Raw genomic sequence first — 23,580 nt, 5'->3', positions numbered from 1 at the left:
ATGCTTCGTTGGTTCGCCCGACGGCTCCTGCTCGCCATCCCCGTCGTCTGGGGCGTGGTGACCATCTCGTTCTTCATGATGCACCTCGCCCCCGGCGATCCGGCCCGTACCGCGCTCGGGGAGAAGGCCAGCAACGCCTCGGTCGCCGCGCTGCGCCACCAGTGGGGCCTCGACCAGAGCATGCCGCTGCAGTACCTGAACTACCTCAAGCAACTGGTGCACGGCGATCTCGGCACATCGGTGTACTACCACGCGCCGATCACCTCGCTGATGGCCCAGCGGCTGCCGGTGACGATCATCCTGGTCGTGTTGAGCGCGATCCTCACCATGCTCATCTCGGTACCGCTGGCCTCGCGCAGCGCCACCCACCCCAACGGCATCGCCGCCGTGGCGGTGCGGTTGTTCAACGCGGTCGTGCAGGGCGCACCGACGTTCTTCATCGGCGCCATGCTGATCCTGTTCCTCGGGGTACGGATCGCGATCTTCCCGGCCGGCGGCTACCCGGCCGATATCGGTGGCCGCGCCTGGGCGCTGGTACTGCCGGCGTTGACCATCGCGCTGGGCACCGTGCCGATCATGGTGCGCGGCCTGCGCGCGGCGATGATCGAGTCGTACGGCAGCGAGTACGTCGCCTTCGCCCGGTCCAAGGGCCTGCCGGAGCGGCCCATCCGGTACGGCTACGTGCTGCGCAACGCGGGCATCTCCGGGGTCAGCATCCTCGGCATCCAGGTGGGTGCGCTGGCCAGCGGCGCGCTGGTGATCGAGCAGGTGTTCGCGATCCCCGGAATGGGTTCGATGCTGATGACCGGGATCCTCAACCGCGACTACGCCCTGGTGCAGGCGTGCACGCTGGTGTTCGGTCTGCTCGTGGTCGTGGTCTATCTCGGGACCGACCTCGCCTATGCCCGCCTGGACCCGAGAGCGAGGCTGTCATGACCGCCACCGACGCCGCCGCGATCGCCCGGACGGCCATCACCCCACCATCACGAAAGTCCCGGGTGTGGGCGCCGGCGTGGATGCGACGGCACAACCTGCAGCTGTGGATCGGTGCCGGCATGCTCGGCCTGATGGTGCTCGCCGCGATCTTCGCACCGCTGATCGCCCCGCACGACCCGACCACGCCGGACGCGGCGCACGCCCTGCTGCCGGTGTCGGCGGACCACCTGTTCGGCACCGACAACCTCGGCCGTGACATCTTCTCCCGGGTCGTGTACGGCGCGCGCAGCGACCTGACGATCGCGATCGTCGCGGTGGTCGCACCGTTCGTCATCGGGCTCGCGTTCGGGATCGTGTCCGGCTACTTCGGCGGCTGGTTCGACAGCATCATGATGCGACTGGCCGACATCGTCACCGCGTTCCCGTTCTTCATCCTCGTCATCGCGCTGGTGTTCCTGATGGGCAACGGAGCGCTGTCCATCTTCATCGCGATCACCTGCGTGTCCTGGGTCGCCTACGCCCGGCTGGTACGGGGCGAGGCGATGGTGTTGCGCAACAAGGAGTTCGTGGCGGCCTGCCAGGCCAGCGGCATCTCCACGATCGGCATCCTGGTGCGCCACTTCGTGCCCAACGTGGTCAGCCAGGCCATCGTGTACGCGATGAGCGACATCGTGATGAACGTCGGCGTCATCGTGACCCTCAGCTACCTGGGGCTCGGGATCACGCCGCCCACCCCGGACTGGGGTTCGATGATGGCCGGCGGCCAGCAGTTCCTCGCGGGCGGCTTCTACGGCATGACGCTGTTCCCCGCCGGTGCGGTGATCTGGACCAGCCTGGCGCTGTCGTTCCTCGGCGACGGGCTGACCCACCAGCTGCGGATCGACCGGTAGGAAGGCCTGACATGACAGTCGATTCGACCGGCGAGCCACTCATCGTCGAGGGTCTCTCGCTGGCACTGGACATCGGCGGCGTGCAGCTCAACGCGCTGCGGGACGTGTCGTTCTCGTTGCGCCCCGGCGAGGCCAGGGGGCTGGTGGGCGAGTCCGGCTCGGGCAAGAGCCTGACGCTGCGGGCGATCCTCGGGCTGCTGCCGCCCAACGCCCGCATCACCTCCGGACGGATGGTGGTCGCCGGTCAGGAGTTCGACCTGACCCGTACCGACCGGGACCACCGCCGGCGCATCGCCCGGCTGCGCGGTGCCCAGATCGCGATGATCTTCCAGGAGCCGGGGGTGGCGCTCAACCCGGTGGTACCGGTCGGCCGGCAGATCGTCGACGCCGTGGCCCGCCGCAACGGCCTCACCAAGCGGGCGGCGCGCGAGTACGCGCTGCACCTAATGGAACTGGTCGGCATCCACGACGCCGCGGCGAAGATCGACGCGTACCCGTTCGAGCTGTCCGGCGGGCTGAAGCAGCGGGTGATGATCGCCGCGGCGGTCGCGGGCGAGCCGCAGCTGATCCTCTGCGACGAACCGACCACGGCGCTGGACGTGACGGTGCAGAAGCAGATCCTCAGCCTGTTCACCCACCTGCGCGACGAACTGCACGCCAGCCTGCTCTACGTCACGCACGATCTCGCGGTGGTCGCGCAGCTGTGCGACTCGGTCACGGTGCTCTACTCCGGCGAGGTGATGGAGTCCTCGGACGACCTGCGCGCGGTGTTCGACGGCGCGCAGCATCCCTACACCGAGGCGCTGCTGCACTCCACCCCGGACGTCGACCGCATCGAGCAACGGCTCTACTCGATTCCCGGCAGCGCCGCCTCGCTGAGCGACCGTACCGACGGGTGCCAGTTCGCGCCGCGCTGCGAGTACGCCCGGGACGACTGCCGCACCGGCTCGATCCCGGACACCTCAGGCACCCCGGGCCGGGTCGTACGGTGCCTGCACAAGGTCGGCGCACCGGCCGACGGCGTACCCGTGGGAGGCATCGATGGCTGAGGTCGACGAGGCGGGCGCGCCGGTGGCCAGCTCGGCACAGCCGCCGAGCGCCGACGCGCCGCTGCTGCGGTGCTCGGACGTGAACATCAGTTTCTCCCAGCGCGGCAGCAAGCAGCGCCTGCACGCGGTACGCAACGCCTCGCTGGAGGTGGGTCCGGCCGACATCGTCGGCCTGGTCGGCGAGTCCGGGTCCGGCAAGTCGACGCTGGCCCGGGCGATCGTCGGGCTGCAACGGATCGACTCCGGCGCCGTCGAGTTCGAGGGCCGGCGGCTCGGGCACACCCGTACCGCCGAGGACCGGCGCGGCATCCAGATGATCTTCCAGGACCCGTTCGGCTCGCTGGACCCGCGGATGAAGATCCGCTCCGCGCTGGCCGAGATCATCCGCCGGCACACCTCGTTGCGCGGCAAGCAGATCGACACGCGGTGCGCCGAGCTGATGGACATGGTGCAGCTGCCCCGGACGATCCTGTCCTCCCGGCCGGCGGGCATGTCGGGCGGGCAGCGCCAGCGCGTCGCGATCGCGCGGGCGCTGTCGATCAACCCTCGGCTGCTGGTCGCCGACGAGCCGGTCGCCGCGCTCGACGTGTCGGTACAGGCGGGCATCGTGAACCTGCTGTCGGACCTTCGCCGCGAGGTCGGGTTGTCGATCCTGTTCATCTCGCACGACCTGTCCATCGTGCGGACGCTGTGCGACTCGGTGAACGTGATCTACCGCGGTGACATCGTGGAGACCCGGCCGTGCGCCGAGCTGTTCGACGATCCGCGCAGCGACTACACCAGGACGCTGCTGAGCGCGATCCCCCGGCTCAACGGGCCGCGTACCGAGGGCCTCGCGCAGGGGCAGTCGCTCGGCGTGCGGCGCCGGTAGCGGCCCGGGCTACTGCTGGTCGGCCACCACCTCGCCGGCCTTGACCCGCACCGCGAAGGCGGCCAGCGGGCGCGGTGCCGGGCCGGCGACGTTCTTGCCGGTGAGCGCGTCGTACACGGAGCCGTGGCACGGACAGTGCAGCTGCGACCCGGACGGCGCGACCGTGCAGCCCTGATGGGTGCAGATCGCGCTGAACGCCACCGCGGTGTGCTGGTCCGGCCGTGCCACGATCAGTTTCTCGCCCTTCGGCCCGGTGGCCGACACGGCACCGCGCACCGGCACCTTGTCCAGCGCGACGAGCCCGGCACCGTGACTCCGCTGCCCGCCGGTCGAGCCGCGGCCCCCGTCGTCGTTTCCCCCGCCGCAGGCGGCGAGCGTACCGGCGGCAGCAAGCGCGCCGCCGGCGGCGAGCACCCCGCGGCGGGTCGGACGTACCTGGCTCATGCTGTGTCTCCTCGTGATTCGACGCGGCGCAATGCCAGCACCGCGAGCGCGCAGACGACGGCGACCAGCTCGGCGATCTCGCACAGCAGCTGCGGTACGCCGTCGGTCGTCTCCCGGAACCCGAACAGGCCCACCGTGACCGACAGCCAGAACGCGACGAGCGTCGCGGCGCCGAAGGCGAACATGCCCAGTACCGGCAGCCAGTGCCGCCACAACAGCGCGCCCAGCCCGATGGCCAGGCCACCGGCGGCGTCGAGGGCGAACAGCGGACCGATCGCCGTCCCGCCGCCGAGCCCCTCGGCCCACAGTTGCAGGTGCACCGCGGCGGACAGCAGGACGCCGGTGACGCCGACGGCGGTCAGGGCCTGCCCGGCGGTCGCGACGCGTCGCCCCGGGCGAGCGGTTTCGATCATGGGACCTCCTCCCCTCCCCGTCACGAACCGCGCACCCGAACCGTTCACCGCCGACCACGGAAACTTCGTCGCCGCGGCGCCGGTGGCTGGTCAGACCGTGAGTCGTACCGGGTCGCCGTCGGCGAGGTGGAAGGCGTCCCGGAGCCGGATGTCGGCGACGATCTCGACAATGGTCCGAGGATGCGCCCCGGTACCGGCCTCGTTCGCGTCCGTGCGCATGATGAACGCCGGCCGGTCGAACACGTGGCACGGCACCAGGTTGACGCCCCGGCCGACCTCGGCGGCGGAGACGTGGATGCGATCGCTCGGCAGCGACCACGGTGCGTCCAGCTCGACGTTGAGGCTGCCCGGGTAGAGCACCATCCCGGTGTACCGCTGGTAGACCGCCTGGTGCTTCGTCACCCACTGCCCGTAGTCACCGATTCCCGGACGCACGTGTCCCCGCAGGATCTGCATACGGTCATCCTGCCCCGGCCCGAGCCGGCACCCGGCAGCGACGGCACCCGGCCCGCAGGACCGGCAGCACCCGGCGATGGTCGCCGGCCACGAGCCCGATCAGCGGGGTGCGGGCAGGATCCCCACGCCGCCGTAGCAGTTGTTGTCCTCGGCGTGCACCGCGTTGGCCGGATCGTCGGGCCGCCACTCGTCCAGCAGCACCAGCCCCGGCTCGACCAGGGAGTACCCGGCGAACAGGTCGGCGACCCGGTCGACGTCGCGGAACGTCGCCGGCGTTGGGGTGTTGCGGTACGCGGCGACGAACCGCTCGACCTGCTCGTCGCTCATCGTGGTCACCACACCGTGCGAGACGGCCAACGCGCTGCCCGGGCAGGACGCGTCCCGGTAGCCGGCCACGATGCCCACCGGGTCGTCCCGGTCGGGTATCGCGTGGATGATCGCGAACGCCAGCACCGCCACCGGCCGGGTCCAGTCCAGGAAGTCGGCCACGCCCGGCTGGGCGAGGACCTGATCCGGGTGGCGCACGTCGGCCTGCGTGACGCTCACGCCCGGTCGGTCGCCGAGCAGCTGCCGGCCGTGCGCGACCGCGACCGGGTCCCAGTCGACGTACGCGACCCGGGCCTCCGGCCGGTGCCGTTGCGCGATCTCGTGCACGTTCCCCACGGTCGGGATACCGGAGCCGAGGTCCAGGAACTGCTCGAAACCCTGGCCGCACAGGAAGGTGACGACCCGACGCAGGAACGACCGGTTGGCGCCGGCCCAGTCGCGCAGCGCCGGGAAGGCCGACAGCGCCTGCTCGGCCGCCCTGCGGTCGTGGTCGAAGTTCGCCCCGCCACCCAGAAAGAAGTCGTACATCCGGGCCGCGCTGGGTTGCGCGAGCTGAGCGCGATGCAGCCCTTCCGGATCGAGCTCGTCACCGTCACCCATCGCTGCCCCCTCCACCGTGCCCGCACCGCCACCGTACGCCGACGAGGTTGCCGCCGTGACGGCCTGCGCCCCCGGGGGTACCGCGGTCACCAGGACGTGAGGTCCTCGTACAGGGGTTGGAGCAGGTCGGTCAGGTTGCGGCGACCGACGACGATCTCCGCGGCGGCCAGGTGCCGGATGGCCGGATCGGGATCCTGCGGCGGGTGGTCGTCGGGCCAGGCGAGCTGCTCGGGATGCTCGCCCAGCCAGAAGGCGTGCGCGGAGCTCGGGAGCGGGGCCGCCACGCGGTTCGTCTCCGGTCCGGCCGCTGCGACGGTCGACGGTCGCGCGGCGGCCGACGCCTGCAGCCGCGCTCGCAGCCGCTCGCGGCCTCGGCCACGCCACAGCAGCAGCCGGAACGGGTCGTCGTCGAACGACTCCGCCAGCGCGCGCAGCGTCGCGGTCAGGTGCCGGCAGGGCACCGACCACTGCGGGCAGGAGCACTCCATCGTCAGCTCGGCCCGGTCCGGCACCAGCGACACGCCCACCGTGGCCACCAGCGCCTCGACCTCGGCCGGGACCGTACCGCCGAGCAGCCGCGCGACCACGGTGGCGTCGGCGCTGAGCGCCCGCTCGATGTGCGCCCACTGCACCGGCGTGAACACCGGGATCTCCACCCACACCTGGTACGGCCGGGCGTGCGAGCCGCGCACCCGGGCGGCCGCCGAACCGGCGGTCACCTCGACCGGCGACACCCGGTCGGCCGGATAGCGGTCGTCGTCGGTCAGCCGCGCGCAGGCGACCAGCCGGCCGGACCAGTACCCGGGCTGCCGCGCCTGCCCGCTATTCACCGACCGCCTCCGCCGACAGCGAGACCAGCTCGTGCAGCGCCTCGCCGGACAGGTCGGTCAGCCAGCTGTCGTCGCTGCCGACCGTGGCCCGGGCCAGCGCGCGCTTGCCCTCGATCAGCGCGTCGATGCGTTCCTCGACGGTACCGACGCACACCAGCTTCCGGATCTGGACGTCCTTGCGCTGGCCGATCCGGAACGCCCGGTCGCTGGCCTGCTCCTCGACCGCGGGGTTCCACCAGCGGTCCACGTGGATGACGTGGTTCGCGGCGGTGAGGTTCAGTCCGGTCCCACCGGCCTTCACCGACAGCAGCATGACCGCCGGGCCGCCGGGTTGCTGGAACCCTTGGACCAGCTCGTCGCGGCGACGCGGGGACAGCCCACCGTGCAGGTACGACACGTCCCGCGGCAGCCGGTGCAGCAGGTGCCGGTGCAGCATCGTCCCGAACCGGGCGTACTGCGTGAACACCAGTGCGCGCTCGCCGTTGGTCACGACGGTGTGCAGGATGTCCTCCAGCCGGGCGAGCTTGCCGGAGCGCCCCGGCAACGCGGAGCCGTCCTGCAGGAAGTGGGCCGGGTGGTTGCAGATCTGCTTGAGCCGGGTGAGCGTCGCCAGCACCACGCCCCGCCGGCGAATCCCCCTGGCGCCCTTCATCCGGTCGAGCATGTCGTCGACCACCGCCTGGTACAGCGTGGCCTGCTCGGCGGTGAGGTTGCACAGCACGGTCATCTCCACCTTGTCCGGCAACTCCGCGGCCACCGCCGGGTCGGTCTTGAGCCGGCGCAACACGAACGGCCGGATCCGGCGCCGGAACGCCGCCGCGGCCCGCTCGTTGTCGTCCTGCTCGATCGGGACCGCGTAGCGTTCCCGGAACGCCGCGCGGGAACCGAACAGCCCCGGGTTGGCGAAGTCCAGGATGGCGTGCAGCTCGGTGAGCCGGTTCTCCACCGGCGTACCGGTCAGCGCGATCCGGTGCCGTGCCGGCAATCGGCGGATGGCGGCCGACTGCCGGGTGCCGCTGTTCTTGATGTACTGGGCCTCGTCGACCACGACGCGCCGCCAGTCGACCTCCCGCAACTGCTCCACGTCCCGGTGCGCCACGCCGTAGGTGGTCACCACCAGGTCGCAGCCCTGGACCGCGGCGGCCAGCGCACGACCGCTGAGCCGCTGCCCGCCATGGTGTACGTGCACCCTCAGGTCCGGGGCGAAGCGTTCGGTCTCCCGCTGCCAGTTGCCCACCAACGACATCGGGCAGATCAGCAGGGTCGGCCCGGCGCTGCGCTCGGCCCGCTCCGCCGCCAGCAGCGCGAGGATCTGCACGGTCTTGCCCAACCCCATGTCGTCGGCGAGCACCGCACCGACACCCAACCGCGACAGCAGTCCCAACCAGGCCAGCCCGCGCCGCTGGTAGGGCCGCAGCGTCGCCCGGAAGTTCGCGGGCAGCGGCAGCTCGCGTTCCGGCCCGGACTCCGGCCCGGCCAGTACGGCGGCCAGCGCGCCATCGGTATCGACGCCGGCGACCGGCAGCCCGGCCACCGTGGCGTCCGGGTCCACGGCCAGGCGCAGCACCTCGCCGCTGGGCATGGTGTCGGTACCGGCCCGCGCCAGGAACCGCGCGGCGGCGGCGATCTGCTCCGGATCGGCCTGCAGCCACTGGCCGTGCACCCGCACCAGGGGCTTCTTGGCCGACGCGAGCATCCGCAACTCGTCGTCGCTGAGCGGCACCCCGTCGATGGCGGCCCGCCACCGGAACGCCACCACCGAGTCGCGATCCACCAGCCGCAGGCGGCGGGCATCGCGCGCCGACACCGCACGGGTGGCCAGCGTCAGCCCGAACCGGCGCGGTCGGCGCCACCAGGCGGGCAGCAGCACCCCGTACCCGGCGGCGGACAGCTGCGGCGCCACGTCGCGCAGGAACGCGTGCGCGTCGCCGCGGTCCAGGACGACCTCGCTCGGCATGTAGCTACGCACCACGTCGCGCAGGCGGGGGAAGTACTGGGCCGCGCGTTCGAGTTCGGCGAGCAACACGTCGGCGGGACGGTGCACGCTGCGGCGCAACGCCTGCCGGGCCGGCCCGTCCGACCAGACGTCGGCGGCCAGCACCATCAGCGAGGGTTCGTCGACCGGCTGCAGCAGGAACTCGAGGCGCCAGGGCTCGTCCGTCGACCCGTCCGGGTCGTCGGCCTCGGGGCCGACCGGTTCGACCAGCCGGAAGCACAGCCGCAACGGTCCGGTACGCGGTTGCCCCGAGCGGCGCCACCGGGTGAGGGCGTCGTCGAGCACCGCGAGCTCGTCCACGTCGGCATTCTCGATCCGGCCGTCGGCCGCGGTCAGCGCCCGCAGCCACCGCTCGACCCCGGTCGCGGTGGACGCCACCAGCGGTGGCCGGTCCCGGGCGGCCGCCCGCACCTCCCGGTCCACCAGGCAGTCGAGCAGGTCGGCCACCAGCTCGGCCGCATCGCGCCCGGCTGGCTCGGACGGCGTCCACTCGGCGCGGCAGGCCGGCGGGCAACACGCGGTGAGGCGGCGGATCTCGGCCCAGGCGGTCGCATCGGAGACCGGCATCCAGCGGGCCTGCGGCGCGGGCGGGTCGAGCCGCACGGTCGGCAGGACCCGGCCACGGCCCACCAGCCGCCAGGCCAGATCGTGCACCAGGATCAGCCAGAGCAGCGAGTTCCCGCACGGCAGCTCCGCCGGGCTGCCCGGGGGCGACTCGGTCGGCAGTACGGCCGAGCCGGGTGCGGCCAGCTCACCCAGCAGTTGCGCCGCCTCGTCCGGATCGAACAGCAACGCGGGCACCCCGAACCGGACGAGGCTCGCCTCCGCCGTCCCGGCCGCCGGCGCGCGCACGCCCAACGTACTGAGGTCCGGCGACGGCACCGGAAGCCCGCCCTGCACCGGCAGTTGCAGCACCACCCGGCCGTACCGCGCACGCGTCGCGAGCCACCCCAGGGCCGGGCCGACGGCCGAGAGCAGCTCGGCCAGCGCCGGCGCGGAGCATGCGTACGGATGGTCCAGCGCCCCCGCCGACCCCGCAGCGGTCACCCGCGTACTTTCGGCCAGAAGTCGGGCATCCTCCGCCCACAGCGCCACCCGGCGATCAACCGTCCACAGGCCGTGCAGCGCGAGCACTTCCAGCAGTCCCCTTCCAGGCGCGGAGCCTCCCAACCCTAGCCCGGCCCGCGCCGCGCCCCTCACGCTCCGAAACTCCCGCCGAGCGCCGTCCGTACGCCGCTCTGGGTGCGGTCAGGTGGGAGGGCGGCGGAGGATGAGATGGGCCAATTGGGCGAGTTGCCGGTACGGGTCGACGGCACCGAGGCGCTCCTCGACCGCGAGCAGCGCCTGCCACTGGGCGGGGTCGGTGGGCGGTGCCGGGTCCAGCTCGGCCAGGTCGACCGCGACCCGCACCCCGTACCACTGCTCCAGTTCCAGCCCGGCCGTCGCGGCCTGCCCGACCAGGGTCTCGACGGTGTCCGCCCGGGCCTGGCTGCCGATCTCGTTGACGTACCGCAGGTCGCGCCCCTCGGCGCGGGCGGCGTCGTACTCGGCGAGGGCCTCCGCCGCGGCCAGCCAGTCCTGCCGGGCCGCCGGACGCCACACCGCCGAGGTCGCCGTACGGGCGGCAATCGCCAGGAAGCCGCCCGGAGCGACGCGGGCGGCAAGCTCGGCCAGCACGGGTTCACTGGCCGGCAGGTACATCAGCACGCCGAGCAGCAGCACGGCATCGAAGCGGCGGTCGTGGACCACCGGCTCGAGCCGGCCGACCGCGCCGTCCGCCAGGATCACCCGGTCGCGCACCGCGGCCGGTTCGGCGGCGAGCGCCGCGGTGAACGCCGCGCGCATCTCACCGTCGGGTTCGACGGCCAGTACCTGATGACCGGCCCGGGCCAGGCGGATCGACTGGGTACCCTGCCCGGCGCCGACGTCCAGGACCCGCTGCGGTGCGGCCGGCAGGTGCCGGTCGAGTTGCCGGCCGATCATCTCCTGCCGGACGAGATTGCGTACGTGGTCCCTGCTCTCGAGCCATTCGCTGCGCGCGGGGGCGAACGTTCCGTGCCGGTCGCCGGCCCCCGCCGAGGTCGGGATCGTCGTCACGATGCGCGACAGTACACGCCCGACGCCGGGCCGCCGCGACATCGTGGGCATCCGACACCGGACCCCCGCCACCGTCGCCGGTCCCCTTTTCCGGCCCGTACCCGTCAGGCCCGGTAGCCGGCCACCGCGCACGGACACCGCTCCAGGCGATCGGGAGGCCGCCCGCGCCGCCCGGCCCGCGGCACGCCGGGACCGGCCGGGTGGCCGCCGCCGGTACGGACGCCGACCGGCGACGGGGCCGACCCGTCCGGAGCCGGCGGCCCGTGGGAGCCGCGCCACGCGGTGCCGGCCGGGCCGTGCACCGCGGTGGAGCCAGCCCGTCGCGGCATCGGGGGGTTGGCCCCAGGGCGGGCACCGGCGCCGACTTTTACGGTGTAAAAGTGAACGAGACACGGACGACGATCGCGGCGGCAGCCCGCCGGATCCTGGAGGACGAGGGCGTCGCGGCGGTGAGCATGCGACGCATCGCCACCGAGTGCGGCGTGAGCGCGATGACGCCGTACTGGCACTTCCCGAACCGGCAGGCGCTGCTGGAGCAGGTCTGCCAGGAGGCGTTCGACGAGGTGGCGACCGACTGGCGGCAGCGCACCGCACACGACGATCCGCTGGTCGAGCTGCGCGCCGCCGCCGACCTGCTGATCGACTTCGCGCTGCACCGACCCCGGCTCTACGACTACCTGTTCACCGCGCCGCGGCCGGCTGCCCGCCGCTATCCGGACGACTTCACCGCCGGCGACTCCCCCACGCTCAACGTCCTCATCGAGGCGCTGACCAGCGGAATGCGCCGCGGTGTCCTGCGCGACGACGATCCGGTCGAGGTCGCGTTGACCCTGGCGGCGCAACTGCACGGGCTGATCGCACTGCACCACGGCGGCCGGATCGGGCTGTCCGACGACGAGTTCCGGGCACTGTGCCACCGCAACCTGGGGAGGATCCTCGATGGCATCACCGCGTGACTGGTCGAAGCCCCGAAGCGCCGCGGTGGCTCTCGCCGCGGCCGCGCTGTCGGGCGTACTCGGTTACTTCGGTACCGGACTGCATCCGGTCGCCGCGCTGACCTGGCTGGTACCGCTGCCGGTGGTGCTCGCCGCACCCCGGCTGCGGTGGCCGTGGGCGCTGGGTGCCGCCGCGACCGGCTGGATCCTCGCCCAGTCCAACCTGTGGACCTACTTCGCCCACGAGCTGGAGATGCCCCCCGGCGTGCTCGTCGCGGTGCTGGGGTTCTACCCGCTGCTCGCGGTGGCCGGTACCGCGCTGTTCCGCGCGCTGCTCGGCCGTGGCCGGCCGGTGTCCGCCGCGCTCGCCTTCCCCGCGGTGTGGGCCGCGGGCGAGTACCTGCTGTCGATCGCGCAGCCGCACGGGGCGTGGCTGAGCCTGGCCTACAGCCAGGCCGGACTGCGCCCCGTCGTCCAGCTCGCGTCGGTCACCGGGGTCTGGGGCGTCACGTTCCTGGTCGTCGGCGTACCAGCGGCGCTCGCCGCACTCGCCGCGCCGGCCGTGCCCCGGTTGCGGCTGGCAGTGGGCGCCGCGGTGGTGCTGCTGTGCGTCGGCGGGTACGCCACCTACCGGCTGGCGCCGGCGCCGGCCGGCGACCGGGTGCGGGTGGCGGTGCTGGGCGGGCCGGTCGACGGCGAGCTGGCGCCCGACTCAGCCGCCGGCCGCGCGCTGCTTTCCCGCTACACCAGGCAGATCGGCGCCGCCGCCGACGACGGCGCCCGGGTGGCGGTGCTGCCCGAGAAGGTCTTCGACACCACCGGCCGCACCTGGCCCCTGGTCGCCGATCCGCTCGCCCGGCTCGCCCGGCGGCGGCACGTCGACATCGTGGTCGGCGCCGTGGTCCGGCACGGCCGTACGGCCGGCAACGTCGCGGTCGCCTTCCCGGCCACCGGCGGGGCACCGGTCACCTACACCAAGCGCCACCTGATCCCGGGGCTGGAGACCGACGAGGTGTCGCCCGGCCACGGCCCGCTGCGACAGGTACCGGGTGACACCCGCTTCGGGCTCATCGTCTGCAAGGACCTGGACTTCCCGGAACTGGTGCGGGACAACCGCAACCACGGCAGCTCGGTACTGCTCGCGCCGGCCTGGGACATGGGCCGAGACGGGTGGCTGCACTCGCGGATGGCCGTCACCCGCGGTGTGGAGAGCGGGTCCTGGATCGTCCGGGCCGGCCGCTACGGTGACCTGACCGTCAGCGATCCCACCGGCCGGGTCGTCGCCGAGGCGAACGCCACCGCGCACCCGGACGCCGTCGTGGTCGCCGAGGTCTCCACCGCCACTGCACCCACCCTGTACGCCCGGGCCGGCAACTGGTTCGCCTGGCTGTGCGCGGCCGCGGCACTCGTCCTGCTCGCCGCCGCGTTGCGTCACCGCGCCAGGAACCGGTGGGACACCGCTCTCATGGTGGGTTCGACGCCGCGGCGGTGAAAACCTCGCGGACCGACCGGATCACCAGATCGGGGCGGTCGACGTGGATGTAGTGGCCCGAGTCCGGCACCACCGTATGGGTGGCGCCGGACTCGGCCGCCAACCGCTCCTGTGCCTCGATCACCGGGGTCGCGTACTCCGACGGTCGACCCTTGGTCGCGGTGAGCGTCACGACCGGAACCTTCGGCCAGACCGCGGTGCGGCGGCGGTGCGCGATCTCGTCGAGGCTGCCGAGGATCATCGGGAACTCGTCGACGTGCGTACGCAACTGCTGGTCGGTCGCCAGGTAGGAGCGCCCCGCGGCGATCAGCAGGGCACGGATGCGGGGCTCGTCGGTGGCGCGGTGCGCCACCTCACGGTCCAACTCCGCGGCGCCGTCGAGCATGTCGCCGCTGCGGGGGTCGGTCCGGGCCGGCACGGTGGGATCGGTGAACCTGGCCCACTCGCGCAGGGCGGCCGGGTCCGGTGGATCGAGCCACAACCGTTCCTGGGACGGATCGACCAGCACCAGCCCGGCGACCAGCTCGGGTCGCTGCCAGGCGACCAGTTGAGCCAGCAGCGCGCCCCAGCTGTGCCCGACCACCACGCACGGCGCCGGCCCCGCCGACTCCAGTACCGCGATGAGGTCGGCGAGTTGCCGCTCGAGGCTGGCGGTGGCGTGCTCGCTCGCGCCGTACCCGGCGCGGTCGTAGGCGATCACCCGGTGGTCGGGCGCGAGCGCCGCGAAGACCGCCGCCCAGGTGGTCGCCGGCGACGCGGCGCCGGCCTCGAAGACGATCGCGGGATCGCCGGCTCCCGCCTCCAACCAGCGCAGGAAGCGGCTGCCCCGGGCCAGTTCGCGGCGTTCGACCGGGACGCCGGCCAGGAGAGCGGCGAAGGCGACGAGCGCCGGGTCCGAGTCCGTCAACTGCGCCTCCTGCGTGGTGGGTGGGACAGCCGCTGCCGGGCCGGGTCGACCCAGCGCTCGCGAACCCGGCGACCCTAGCGCCGCGCAGCGGTCGTGTCGAGCACCCCGAACACCACCGGTGGCCGCGACGACCGGTGGCTCAGCGGTTGCGGTAGCGGGCGTAGATGAGTCCGCTGTCGAAGACGCGCTGCTCGACCAGGTCGAGATCCAGGCGGACACCGTCGGGGAAGAACCGCTTGCCGCCGCCGACCGCGCTGGTGGTGACGAACAGGTGGTACTCGTCCACCAGGCCGGCGGCGATCGCCTGGGCGGCGAGGTTCGGGCCGTCGACGGTGAGGTCGCGGTCGGCCTCGGCCTTGAGCCTGCGCACCGCGTCCGGGTCGAAACGTCGCTCGATCCGGGTCTTCGCACTCGACACCGACTCCAGGGTGGTGGAGTACACGACCTTCTCCGCGGCCCGCCAGTCCCGGGCGTACTGCCGGATGTGCGGCGGCAGGTCGGACGTGTCCGCCACGGTCTCCCAGTAGACCATCGTCTCGTACATCCGCCGGCCGTACAGGTACGTGCCGACGGGCCGGAACAGGTCGTTGACGAACGTGTGCACCTCCGGATCCTCGGCGCCGACGCCGAGGTCACCGTCCGCCGCCTCGGCGTAGCCGTCGAGCGAGGTGATCATCGAATAGATCAGCTTTGCCATGGCGCTCCTCCAGATCCGGGCGTGCCGGACCGTCGTCGGTCCTGCACATGGTGACGTACCCACGGCCCGCAACTCATCGCTCGCCCGACCTGCTGCGGCTGTCCACCCCACTTCGCCACCCGCCGTGGCCGCCCGGCGGTTCGGGCTCAGGCCTTGACGCGGTAGCCACCCAGGGACGGTTCGAGCAGGTCGAACGCGCGATCGGCGGACTCGGCGAGGGTCCGGCGGATCCGGTCTGCCGGCTGCCCGGCGAGGATGCGCTCGGCGCTGTCGGCGAACAGCACGCGGTGGACCGCGGCGAGCTGCGCGGCGACGATGCGCTGCTGCGGGTCGTCGACGCCGGTCTCGGCGGCGATGGCATCGCCGAGGGCCCGTTCGACCTGGTCGGCGAGCTGCCGCAGCCGAGCGGTGAGCGTCGGACTGTCGCGGACCAGCCGCGCGAAGGCGGCGGTGGGCGGACCGAGCACGACGTCGCCGGCGGCGATGCGCCGCGCGTAGTCGCGGCGGACCGCGGCGAGCAGGCTCTCGCCGGCATCCCGCGCGGACACCGCGTCGGCCAGGCTGCGTACCGACTCCTCGGCCCGGTCGAAGACGAGGTCCTCCTTGCGCGGGAAGTGGTTCGTCACGGTCATCTTCGAGACACCGGCAGCGGCGGCGACCTGGGAGATCGTGACGTTGTCGAACCCGCCGGCGACGAACAGCTCCATCGCGACCGCGGAGATGGCCCTCCTCGTCTCCTGCCGCCACCGCTCCCGGAGCCCGCCTGTCATGCCAGGTAGCCTACCAATCTCTTACTCGGACAACTTTCTATGCTTGACATAACAGATAGGTTCGACATAAGTTCTGCGGTGTGACCGAGCCGCGGCCACGTCGATCGGAGGCGTCCATGGGTGACCGATCCGCCGACCGTGCGGCGATCCTCGATCTGGCCGGGGCGATGGAGGAGGCCTGGCGGCGCGGCGACGCCGCCGGGTTCGCCGCACCGTTCACCGACGACGCCAGCTTCGTCGCGTGGAACGGCGCGCACGGGTACGGCCGGCAGGCGATCGAGGACGCGCACCGGTCACTGTTCGCCGGGCCGCTGGCCGGATCCCGGATGGAGCTGGTCGGCCAGGACACCGGCAGCCGGACGCCGGCGTCGCTGCGGTTCGTCCGCCCGGACGTGGCGATCATGGTCACCGTGGGCGCGGTGACGCTCGCCGGCCAGCACGACGCGGACCACCAGGCCGTGCAGACCTTCGTACTCACCAGCGACCACCAGCGGTGGCAGGTCGCCGCGTTCCACAACACCCGCCGGCAGCCCGAGTAATGACCCGGTAGCCGCCCACGAAACGTCGGCGTCTCGGCCCGCTCGATGACGTGGTCACGAACGCTTCCCGGATCTGCCCTCCCGCCGCGCGGCCGCGTCGAAGTACCCGGCGAACTGCCGCGGCTTCGACGGCACGGTGATGGACCGCTGGACGCGGCTGCTCAGGCTGGGGTGAGGCGCCAGTAACCAAGCGGGTCGTGGCAGAAGTCGTCGGCGTCGTGCCGATCGTCCCGGTGGTGGCGGGGCAGCAGTCGATCGAGAGCAGCAGGCACGGGGGGCCGTACCCACCGACCGCCGGCGCCGGGTGCGGCCGGCGGTGGCGCCGTGTCCGGCGGCCGGCCGGCACCGTGTCCAGCCGGTGGCCGGAGCGCGGCGTGAATTCGATGGTGGTACACGCTTTCCGGTGTGATCCTGGCGTAGACAGCGCCGGCCGACGACGGGGCGACACGGTGACCACACACGACGACGCGGGCGTACCTCCGTCGACGCGGGCGTGGGTTCGCCGGCACCTGGCGGCCGGGGAACGCATCGTCGGCACCGAGGTGCTGCACGGCGGCATCACCGCCGACATGCGAAGGCTGACCATCGGTACGCGGTCACGGCACACCCGCGACCTGGTGCTGCGCAGCGTCGTCGACCCGCGCGCCGCGGACCGTGCCGAGGACTGGCTGACCCGGGAGGCAGCCGCGCTGTCGGTACTCGCCGGGTCCGACGTGCCGGCCCCCGAGCTGGTTGCGGTCGACCCGACCGCCGCGCACTGCGCGCACCCGTCACTGCTGATGACGTGGCTGCCGGGCCGCCCGGTACTCGACGGCGAGGGGCTGGCGGAGCGCGTCGGGCTGCTGGCCCGGCAGCTCGTGGCCATCCACGCGCTGCGGCCCACCCCGCGGCCCCGCGCGTACGTGGCGCTGACGACCGCCGACACCGTCGTCGTCCCGGACGGCGCCGACCCGGCCGTCTGGGCGGCGGCGATCGAGATCATCCGCAGGCCGGCACCCCGGTGCGAAGGCCGGTTCCTGCACCGGGACTTCCAGCCCGGCAACGTGCTGTTCGACGCACCCCCGGCCGGACCGATCGACCGGGCTCCGGAGTGGCCGGACCATGCCCGCAACGAGGCGGTGCCGACCCGCACCCGGATCACCGGAGTCGTCGACTGGGCGGGCGCCTGCTGGGGCCCCACGGATCTCGACGTGGCGCACTGCTCCACCAATCTCGCGCTGCTGCACGGCCCGGAGTGGGGTCTGCGGTTCCCGGCGGCCTACCAGCAGGCCGGCGGCGAGCTCGCCGCGACCGTACGCGACCGTCGGTACTGGGCGGTGCGCGACGCGATGGCGTGCTCCGAGGGGGTGACGCTGATCGGCGCGCCGTGGCGGCAGGCGGGAAGGACCGAGCTGACGACCAGCGCCGTGCAGCAACGGCTGGACGCCTACGTCACCGCTCTGCTGAACCCGTCGGGCTGAACCGCTGCGCGGGCTGGTCCGGCCAGGCCACCCGGTATCCGGGATCGCGGTCCGTGCCGATGCGCGCGTACCGCAGCAGTTCCCGCACGATGCCGGCGCTGCCCATCGCCCAGCCGGTACGGGGTTCCAGGATGCTCGGCGTCACGCGGTGTTCGACGTTGGACCAGCGGCATCCCGCCGCGCCCCGGGTCGCCCGGTCGGCGAGATCGGCCACGAGCACGTCGGCGAAGTCGACACCGGCACCGTCGTCGGCGGAGCCGGCATCGGGAATGTCGTCGGCAGAACCGGCACCGGGAATGTCGGCGGCGGAGCCGGCACCGGGAGCGTCGGCGGCAAGCAGATCGCAGGCGAGCGCCAGCACCCCGGCGGTACCGCAGCAGTGTCCGTTGTTGTCCCAGAATCCTGGGCGCAGCCGTCGGGGCAGGCCGCAGTGGGTCACGGTGTACCAGCAGCGGTCGACCAACCGGGCAAACCGCGGCTCGCCGAATTCGCGCTGCAGCAGGCGGAAGACCTGGGCGTCGCCGGCCGGTCCCTGACACCAGCCGAAGTTGTACCGGTCGATGAGCTCGGGCCGGTCGGGTGGGTCGGAGTGCGGGACGAGGAAACCGTCCGGTCCGGCCTCGTCGCGGGACACGACGTCGTCGGCCCCGGCCAGTGCCAGCTCGAGCAGGTCGGTGCGGTCGGTGGCTCGTCCGACCGCGGCGAGCGCGGCGACCACCCCCAGCGTGCCGTGGGAGACGTGATGCTGCCGGGCGACGCGCCCCTGCCGCGTTTCCCACTGCACCCCGTGGCGGGTGGGTTCGGCGGTGGACAGGAACGGGGTGACCGCCATCAGGGCCAGCTCGGGATCGCCCACGGCGAGGGCGCCGAGAGCGATACCGGCGTTGCCGCCCAACAGATCCACCTGCGGCCCCCACCGATGGCCGTCGAAGCGGCGCCGTACCGTGTCGATCGCCCTGCGGGCCGCGGCGCCGGCCCGGGGGTCGCCGAGCTGCTCGTGGATCGCGTGCAACGCGACCGCGATCCCGGTCAGTCCGAAGTACAGCGAGCTGTTGTCCCACTCGTCGTCGACGACCGCCACCAGCCCGCGACCGGCCCGCAGGGCACGCTCGGCGTGACGTTCGTCGCCGAAGTGGCCGTACGCCTCCAGCAGGGTCAGCGCGATCCCGGCCGCACCGCTGTAGAGCATCGGGTCGTTCTCACCCTCGCTGGGCCGGTTCGGCCACACCAGCGCGGCACCGGCCGGCCGGCCCTGGTCGACCAGCCAGGACAGGGCCTCGACCGCCAACTGCTCGGCCCGGTTCTGGAGCGCACGCGACACCACACCCCCATCGTCCCAGCCCACCCGCGCCGGGCCCGCAACGCGTCGTAGGCTCGGGCATGTCGCACGCATCGGGTACAAAGGCGGCGATGAGCAGTGCTGTGTCCCTGTGGATCGAGTCCGGCGACGCGACGACCCTGGCGGTGGCACCGGCGTTGTTGGGACGCGCCGCCGCCGGCGACAGGAACCGCGCGCGGCGTCTCGGTGGTCTTGCCGCCGCGCTGACGACCCGGTACCAGCGGGGCGACGACCCCGGGTGCGACCGCTACCCCTCGCGGGTGCCGGCCGATCCGTTGGCGCCGCTGCCGCGGCGGGATCCGGCCGACCTCGCCGGGGCGGTCGCGGCGGGCCGGGCCGCGCTGGCGGCGCTGCCCGCGGCCGATCCGGACCGGCCGTGGGTGGCCACCACGCTCGCCGTCGCGCTGGCGTTGAGCTACGAGCGGTCCGGCGAGTTGCTGGAATTGGGCGAGGCGCTCGCGCTGGCCCGCGAGGCGTCCGGCGCCCGCCATCCCGCGGTGGACGCTGCCCGCGGCAGCCTGCTCGCGTGGGCCGCACACACGTACGCGTCTCCGCGGCCCGCGGGCACGCCCCGCCGTGAGCTGCGCGGCGCGGACCTGTCCGGGCACGACCTGCGCGACGCCGATCTCGGTGGCGCCGAACTGAGCGGAGCGCTGCTGGTCGAGGCGGATCTGACCGGCGCGAACCTGGCCGGTGCGCGGCTGGTCGGTGCCCGCCTCGACGGCGCCCGGCTGGTCGGCGCGGTGCTGTGCGCGGCCGATCTGACCGACGCCTGGCTGACCGGCGCGGATCTCACCGGCGCCCACCCTACCGCCACGACGCTGGACCGCGTGGTGCTCACCAAGGCGACGGTGGATGCCGATGCGCTGGCTACTGCCCGCATCCGGCGCGCGGTGGTGGCCCCGACCGCGCGACTCGAACGCCCGGTCTGCCGGCACCCGGACGCTCCCGCCACCGTTCTCGCGGTCACCGACGACCTGGTCGCCACCGGCCACGAGGACGCCACGATCCGGCTCTGGGACGCCGCCACCGGCATGCTGCTGCGCGAGTACGAGCTCGGTTGGGACTGGAGCCCGGTGCAGGGCTTCGAGTTCTGCGACGACGCCTGGGTGGAGGTGGCCGCGCTGGGCTTCTCCCCCGACGGCGCCCATCTGGCGTGCGTCGCGCGGATCGGCGGCAGCGACCACGACAGCGGTCACCTCACCGAGGTCCGGGTCTGGGATCTCGGTTCCCGCGGCCTCGAACCGGTGTGGACCGAGGAGATCCCGTCGTTCGGCACCACCTGCCTGCGGGTGCCACGCACGGTCGAGCTGTCCTTCGCACCGGGCGGTCGCTGGTTCGCGCTCGGCGCCCATCACCCGGCCGGTACCGATCGCGCCACCGATCACGATCTCTGCGTGCAGGAGGTGGCGGACGGGTACCAGCGATGGTCGCTGGGCACCGACACCGATCAGTGGCACCGGTGCATCGCCCACTCGCCGAACGGCCGGCTGATCGCGGCCGGTTGCGTCGATCCCGTTCTCGGGGAGTACCGGGTGGCGGCGCGGCACGCCGGCAGCGGTGCGCCGGTGGGTCGCTGGTCCACCGGCGGTGAGGCGCCGCTGGCCATCGCCTTCGCCGAGCCCGATCAGGTACGCGCCGTCAGCGGTGGCCGGCAGCGGTGGTCGACCTGGCAGTTCGGCCCGGACACCACCGACGACGGGGAGCTGTGGCATCGCGAAGGCACCCTCACCGCCGCCGCGTACGCACCGGGCGGCCACCGGCTCGCCGTTGCCACCGCCGATCGGCTCGCGGTGTACGGCGCCGTCAGCGGGGCCGAGTTCTGGTCGCTTCCGGTCGACGCCGTGCTCGGCCCCTGGCCCTGGTCGGTCCCCGGTCCGGCGATCACCGAGCTGCGCTTCGCCGCCGACGGTCGCCGGCTGGTCGCCGGCACCGAGCACGCCGTGCGCGTCTGCGACGCCGCGACCGGTACCGCGCAGCCGCACGCCACCCGGACGGTCGCCTTCACCCCGGACGGGTACTGGGCGATTCACCAGGACGGCTCGGTGTACCTTCACGACACCGCTGGCGCCGCGGTGCGCGACCTCGACCCGCACCGTGCGGGCAGAACCGGCTGGCGGGTCGCCGGGTTGCGCCTGCTGCGCTTCGACGAGCTCGATGGCTTCGACGAGCTCGACGGCTTCGGCGAGCTTGCCGAGGACCAACGGGGCGGCTGATGCCGCGACGTGCGTCCGCGCCTGAGGTCCAGCCGTTACCCGGACACGACGATGTCGGTCAGCTCGCTCAGGTTGCCGATGCGGTACCTCGCGGCGGAGAAGTCGTGCGTTGCGGTGAAGTCGTTGTGCACGATGGCGCAGTCGATGCCGGCCGCGACGGCCGACCGCAGGCCCCTGGCGGAGTCCTCCACCACCAAGGTCTCCTCCCTGGTCGCCCCGAGGCGCCGCAGACCGGTCAGGTACGGCTCGGGGTGCGGCTTGGCGTGCTCGTAGTCCTCGCGGGCGAGCACGAACTCCATGAACCCGGTGATCCGCCGCTTCTCGTGGATGACCTCGAAGTCCGCCCGTTTCGACGTGGTCACGATGGCCATCCGGACGTGGGTCGACAGGTCGGCGAGCGCGTCGAGCACGCCGTCGATCTCGATGGCTTCGGTGCGCAGGTACTCCTGGTAGTAGGCGTCGCGGACGACGCGTCGACGGCTGATGGTCGCCTCGTCGATGCCCGCCGCCCTGGCCTGCGCCCAGGTGGCCATGCCCTGCGTCATGTCCCGGAGGTACTGCTGCCGGTCCAGGGTGAAGCCGATCTCGGCCAGGGCGCGTTCGCCGGCCCTGTAGTACCAGAGCTCGGTGTCGACCAGCACCCCGTCGTGGTCGAAGAGTAGGTACTTCTTCATACTCTCGGCTCCTGCTGGCGTGCCGGGGAGACGTCACCGATCACGATAGTCGGGCCGTCCGCACATCCTCGACGCCCGTACGGATCCGCGTTCCGGGCACCGTGGCCCGCGGCCGGGAGACGACGTTCCCGAACCACTGCGGGCAAAGTCTTCGGTAGTGACTTCGGCGGCCGGCGCGGCTGCGGCTGGAATACTCGGCGGCCGGTGGAGCCCGCGGTCGTCGAGCAGTCGACCGGATGGATCCGGATCGATACTCGTCGATCCGACGCCGCCCAGTGCCGGCCCGAACCACAGGAGTTCTATGGCTACCGATGCGCCCGCCGCGACGCGCGGCGTCGCCGGAACCGACCCGGCAGCGGTCCTGCGCCAGGTACGTGGCCTGATCGACTCGGTGGTCGACACCCGTGACGCGTGCGCCTGTGGGACCGCCGGCGGTACGGACGTGCCCGACGCGATCGCGGACGGCCCGAGCGCGATCCTCGACCGGGTACGCCGGCTCTCCGGTGCGGCCGACCACGAGATCCTGTGCAGCGTGTCGCAGCAGAGCGCCGCGTTGCCGCTGTTGACCGCGATCGAGCGGATGGTGCGCCAGGATCCGAAGCCGACCAGGGCGAACGTGCGGCTGATGTGCACGCCGGATCTGCTGGACCACGCGTTCATCCGGTCGCTGGTCGCGGCGCAGGGCGCCGGCCGGTGTGGCGAGCTGACCATCCGGATGGTCACCCACAAGATGCCCGGCCTGCTCGTGGTGGACCGGCGGGACACGTTGATCGTCTCGGCCGCCGGCGGCGGCAGCCGCGCGCAGCTGTTCTCCTCGCCGATCCTCGCCGAGCTGCTGCAGTTGATCTTCGCCGAGCGCTGGACGGTGGCCGAACCGGCGCACACCGTGGCGTTGCTGCGCAGCGGTCGCGACGTCGTCCAGCTGCGGGAGATCCTGCTGTGCCTGGTGCAGGGGCTCAAGGACGACACCGCGGCCCGCCGCCTGGACATGTCGGTCCGCACCTACCGGCGCCACGTGGCCGGCATCCTGCGCGAGCTCAACGTCCGGTCCCGGGTACAGGCCGCGATCGCGGCGATCAACATGGGGCTGGTGCGCTCACCGGTGCCGGACCGGCAGGAGGGACCCGACAGCCGTGACAGTCACGACGGATCCGCCAGCACCACCGACGATCGACGCGGCGGGCGTGCGCGCCCTGCTTCCGCACCGGTACCCCATGTTGCTTGTCGACCGGGTCAGCGCCATCGTGCCGGGCGAGTCGATCGTCGCGCGCAAGGCGATCAGCTGGAACGAGCCGTGCTATGACGGGCTGCCCGACGGCGCGTCCGCCGCGTACCCGCGTCCGCTGCTGATGGAGTCCTGGGGCCAGGCCGGCGGGATCCTCGCCGCGCGGTACGCGGCGGGCCGCACGATGCTGTTCGTCAGCGTCGCCGAGGCCGAGTTCGGCCGACCGGTCTTCCCCGGTGACGTGATCGAACACCGGGTACGGCTGGCGCGGCACGTCGCCGACGCGCTGTTCTTCGAGGGCGAGAGCCGGTGTGACGGCGAGCTCGTCCTGACCGTGGCGAGCTCGGTGCTCGCCCTGCGAGACACCGATTCATCGACGCCGGTACCCGCCGGGCGGGCGCAGTGACGGAGGACGAC

The 23,580-nt window shown here is 72.9% G+C and carries 23 protein-coding genes; 11 read left to right on the top strand and 12 right to left on the bottom strand.

Translation table 11 applies throughout. The features are described from left to right. The 4 genes from NUM_RS36315 to NUM_RS36300 are packed head-to-tail and all read left to right on the top strand — an operon-like array spanning position 1 to position 3,746. On the top strand, positions 1-936 hold the full coding sequence (locus tag NUM_RS36315; RefSeq protein ID WP_207129465.1) for an ABC transporter permease: 936 nt from the start codon (positions 1-3) through the stop codon (positions 934-936). After that, the gene (locus NUM_RS36310; RefSeq protein ID WP_207129464.1) at positions 933-1,826 is read left to right on the top strand and encodes an ABC transporter permease; all 894 of its coding nucleotides are present in this window, start codon (positions 933-935) and stop codon (positions 1,824-1,826) included. The genes NUM_RS36315 and NUM_RS36310 overlap by 4 nt, the downstream gene beginning before the upstream one ends. Before the next feature lie 11 nt (positions 1,827-1,837). Beyond that, positions 1,838-2,875, top strand: a complete 1,038-nt coding sequence (locus tag NUM_RS36305) for an ABC transporter ATP-binding protein (protein WP_207129463.1) — start codon at positions 1,838-1,840, stop codon at positions 2,873-2,875. Beyond that, entirely contained in the window at positions 2,868-3,746 is an 879-nt protein-coding gene (locus NUM_RS36300) for an ABC transporter ATP-binding protein (RefSeq protein ID WP_207129462.1), read from the top strand. The genes NUM_RS36305 and NUM_RS36300 overlap by 8 nt, the downstream gene beginning before the upstream one ends. Before the next feature lie 9 nt (positions 3,747-3,755). On the opposite strand, the gene NUM_RS37820 is transcribed toward NUM_RS36300, so the two are convergent. The 7 genes from NUM_RS37820 to NUM_RS36265 all read right to left on the bottom strand — a co-directional run bounded on the left by NUM_RS37820 (position 3,756) and on the right by NUM_RS36265 (position 10,909). Further along, on the bottom strand, positions 3,756-4,190 hold the full coding sequence (locus NUM_RS37820; RefSeq protein WP_207129461.1) for a QcrA and Rieske domain-containing protein: 435 nt from the start codon (positions 4,188-4,190) through the stop codon (positions 3,756-3,758). After that, positions 4,187-4,603, bottom strand: coding sequence for a hypothetical protein (locus NUM_RS36290; RefSeq protein WP_207129460.1), 417 nt, complete (start codon positions 4,601-4,603; stop codon positions 4,187-4,189). Before NUM_RS36290 ends, NUM_RS37820 begins: the two co-directional genes overlap by 4 nt. Before the next feature lie 90 nt (positions 4,604-4,693). After that, on the bottom strand, positions 4,694-5,059 hold the full coding sequence (locus tag NUM_RS36285; RefSeq protein WP_207129459.1) for a DUF120 domain-containing protein: 366 nt from the start codon (positions 5,057-5,059) through the stop codon (positions 4,694-4,696). 99 nt (positions 5,060-5,158) lie between these two features. After that, entirely contained in the window at positions 5,159-5,986 is an 828-nt protein-coding gene (locus tag NUM_RS36280) for an SAM-dependent methyltransferase (protein WP_207129458.1), read from the bottom strand. An 86-nt stretch (positions 5,987-6,072) separates the two neighbouring features. After that, positions 6,073-6,816, bottom strand: coding sequence for an SWIM zinc finger family protein (locus NUM_RS36275; protein WP_207129457.1), 744 nt, complete (start codon positions 6,814-6,816; stop codon positions 6,073-6,075). Continuing rightward, positions 6,809-9,859: a DEAD/DEAH box helicase gene (locus tag NUM_RS36270; RefSeq protein ID WP_370467122.1), complete on the bottom strand. Its 3,051-nt coding sequence runs from the start codon at positions 9,857-9,859 to the stop codon at positions 6,809-6,811. Before NUM_RS36270 ends, NUM_RS36275 begins: the two co-directional genes overlap by 8 nt. Positions 9,860-10,060: 201 nt before the next feature. After that, complete coding sequence (locus NUM_RS36265; protein ID WP_207129455.1) at positions 10,061-10,909, bottom strand: class I SAM-dependent methyltransferase; 849 nt, start codon at positions 10,907-10,909, stop codon at positions 10,061-10,063. 380 nt (positions 10,910-11,289) lie between these two features. Between NUM_RS36265 and NUM_RS36260 the strand changes: the two genes are divergently transcribed. Both NUM_RS36260 and NUM_RS36255 read left to right on the top strand, forming a co-directional pair. After that, entirely contained in the window at positions 11,290-11,865 is a 576-nt protein-coding gene (locus NUM_RS36260; protein ID WP_207129454.1) for a TetR/AcrR family transcriptional regulator, read from the top strand. Beyond that, the gene (locus tag NUM_RS36255) at positions 11,849-13,336 is read left to right on the top strand and encodes a nitrilase-related carbon-nitrogen hydrolase (protein ID WP_207129453.1); all 1,488 of its coding nucleotides are present in this window, start codon (positions 11,849-11,851) and stop codon (positions 13,334-13,336) included. Before NUM_RS36260 ends, NUM_RS36255 begins: the two co-directional genes overlap by 17 nt. Here NUM_RS36255 and NUM_RS36250 read toward each other — a convergent pair. The 3 genes from NUM_RS36250 to NUM_RS36240 all read right to left on the bottom strand — a co-directional run bounded on the left by NUM_RS36250 (position 13,308) and on the right by NUM_RS36240 (position 15,710). After that, positions 13,308-14,243 carry an alpha/beta fold hydrolase gene (locus NUM_RS36250; protein ID WP_207129452.1) on the bottom strand — a complete coding sequence of 312 codons (936 nt, stop codon included), beginning with the start codon at positions 14,241-14,243 and terminating at the stop codon, positions 13,308-13,310. The genes NUM_RS36255 and NUM_RS36250 overlap by 29 nt on opposite strands. 139 nt (positions 14,244-14,382) lie before the next feature. Then, the gene (locus NUM_RS36245; RefSeq protein ID WP_207129451.1) at positions 14,383-14,940 is read right to left on the bottom strand and encodes a dihydrofolate reductase family protein; all 558 of its coding nucleotides are present in this window, start codon (positions 14,938-14,940) and stop codon (positions 14,383-14,385) included. A gap of 146 nt (positions 14,941-15,086) precedes the next feature. Next, on the bottom strand, positions 15,087-15,710 hold the full coding sequence (locus NUM_RS36240) for a TetR/AcrR family transcriptional regulator (RefSeq protein ID WP_207129450.1): 624 nt from the start codon (positions 15,708-15,710) through the stop codon (positions 15,087-15,089). 116 nt (positions 15,711-15,826) lie between these two features. Here NUM_RS36240 and NUM_RS36235 point away from each other — a divergent pair, with 116 nt between their 5' ends. Both NUM_RS36235 and NUM_RS36230 read left to right on the top strand, forming a co-directional pair. Continuing rightward, positions 15,827-16,249 (top strand): SgcJ/EcaC family oxidoreductase, encoded by a 423-nt coding sequence (locus tag NUM_RS36235; protein ID WP_207129449.1) that lies wholly within the window; start codon positions 15,827-15,829, stop codon positions 16,247-16,249. 449 nt (positions 16,250-16,698) lie between these two features. Next, the gene (locus NUM_RS36230; protein WP_207129448.1) at positions 16,699-17,709 is read left to right on the top strand and encodes a phosphotransferase family protein; all 1,011 of its coding nucleotides are present in this window, start codon (positions 16,699-16,701) and stop codon (positions 17,707-17,709) included. Here the strand turns inward: NUM_RS36230 and NUM_RS36225 are convergent. Further along, on the bottom strand, positions 17,681-19,030 hold the full coding sequence (locus NUM_RS36225; protein ID WP_207129447.1) for a lanthionine synthetase LanC family protein: 1,350 nt from the start codon (positions 19,028-19,030) through the stop codon (positions 17,681-17,683). The two genes, NUM_RS36230 and NUM_RS36225, sit on opposite strands and share 29 nt — an antisense overlap. An 89-nt stretch (positions 19,031-19,119) precedes the next feature. On the opposite strand from NUM_RS36225, the gene NUM_RS36220 reads away from it, so the two are divergent. Then, positions 19,120-21,264 carry a WD40 repeat domain-containing protein gene (locus NUM_RS36220; RefSeq protein WP_207129446.1) on the top strand — a complete coding sequence of 715 codons (2,145 nt, stop codon included), beginning with the start codon at positions 19,120-19,122 and terminating at the stop codon, positions 21,262-21,264. A 35-nt stretch (positions 21,265-21,299) separates the two neighbouring features. Here the strand turns inward: NUM_RS36220 and NUM_RS36215 are convergent, their stop codons facing one another. Next, a complete protein-coding gene (locus NUM_RS36215) occupies positions 21,300-21,938 on the bottom strand; it encodes an HAD family hydrolase (RefSeq protein WP_207129445.1) in 639 nt (212 codons plus the stop codon). A 301-nt stretch (positions 21,939-22,239) separates the two neighbouring features. Between NUM_RS36215 and NUM_RS36210 the strand changes: the two genes are divergently transcribed. Next, the gene (locus tag NUM_RS36210; RefSeq protein WP_207129444.1) at positions 22,240-23,241 is read left to right on the top strand and encodes a helix-turn-helix transcriptional regulator; all 1,002 of its coding nucleotides are present in this window, start codon (positions 22,240-22,242) and stop codon (positions 23,239-23,241) included. After that, entirely contained in the window at positions 23,153-23,569 is a 417-nt protein-coding gene (locus NUM_RS36205) for a 3-hydroxyacyl-ACP dehydratase FabZ family protein (RefSeq protein WP_207129443.1), read from the top strand. Before NUM_RS36210 ends, NUM_RS36205 begins: the two co-directional genes overlap by 89 nt. The last annotated feature ends 11 nt before the right edge of the window (positions 23,570-23,580 follow it).

The organism is Actinocatenispora comari, from assembly GCF_017312725.1.
Classification (GTDB): domain Bacteria; phylum Actinomycetota; class Actinomycetes; order Mycobacteriales; family Micromonosporaceae; genus Actinocatenispora; species Actinocatenispora comari.
Note: the sequence above shows the minus strand (reverse complement) of the source record. Positions and strands in the feature narration are given on the sequence as shown.

Coding starts and splice junctions, on each gene's coding strand:
- NUM_RS37820 (WP_207129461.1), bottom strand. CDS start 4,190: ATGAGCCAGGTACGTCCGACCCGCCGCGGGGTGCTCGCCGCCGGCGGC.
- NUM_RS36280 (WP_207129458.1), bottom strand. CDS start 5,986: ATGGGTGACGGTGACGAGCTCGATCCGGAAGGGCTGCATCGCGCTCAG.
- NUM_RS36210 (WP_207129444.1), top strand. CDS start 22,240: ATGGCTACCGATGCGCCCGCCGCGACGCGCGGCGTCGCCGGAACCGAC.
- NUM_RS36245 (WP_207129451.1), bottom strand. CDS start 14,940: ATGGCAAAGCTGATCTATTCGATGATCACCTCGCTCGACGGCTACGCC.
- NUM_RS36310 (WP_207129464.1), top strand. CDS start 933: ATGACCGCCACCGACGCCGCCGCGATCGCCCGGACGGCCATCACCCCA.
- NUM_RS36305 (WP_207129463.1), top strand. CDS start 1,838: ATGACAGTCGATTCGACCGGCGAGCCACTCATCGTCGAGGGTCTCTCG.
- NUM_RS36205 (WP_207129443.1), top strand. CDS start 23,153: ATGTTGCTTGTCGACCGGGTCAGCGCCATCGTGCCGGGCGAGTCGATC.
- NUM_RS36220 (WP_207129446.1), top strand. CDS start 19,120: ATGAGCAGTGCTGTGTCCCTGTGGATCGAGTCCGGCGACGCGACGACC.
- NUM_RS36300 (WP_207129462.1), top strand. CDS start 2,868: ATGGCTGAGGTCGACGAGGCGGGCGCGCCGGTGGCCAGCTCGGCACAG.
- NUM_RS36290 (WP_207129460.1), bottom strand. CDS start 4,603: ATGATCGAAACCGCTCGCCCGGGGCGACGCGTCGCGACCGCCGGGCAG.
- NUM_RS36235 (WP_207129449.1), top strand. CDS start 15,827: ATGGGTGACCGATCCGCCGACCGTGCGGCGATCCTCGATCTGGCCGGG.
- NUM_RS36240 (WP_207129450.1), bottom strand. CDS start 15,710: ATGACAGGCGGGCTCCGGGAGCGGTGGCGGCAGGAGACGAGGAGGGCC.
- NUM_RS36255 (WP_207129453.1), top strand. CDS start 11,849: ATGGCATCACCGCGTGACTGGTCGAAGCCCCGAAGCGCCGCGGTGGCT.
- NUM_RS36215 (WP_207129445.1), bottom strand. CDS start 21,938: ATGAAGAAGTACCTACTCTTCGACCACGACGGGGTGCTGGTCGACACC.
- NUM_RS36315 (WP_207129465.1), top strand. CDS start 1: ATGCTTCGTTGGTTCGCCCGACGGCTCCTGCTCGCCATCCCCGTCGTC.
- NUM_RS36285 (WP_207129459.1), bottom strand. CDS start 5,059: ATGCAGATCCTGCGGGGACACGTGCGTCCGGGAATCGGTGACTACGGG.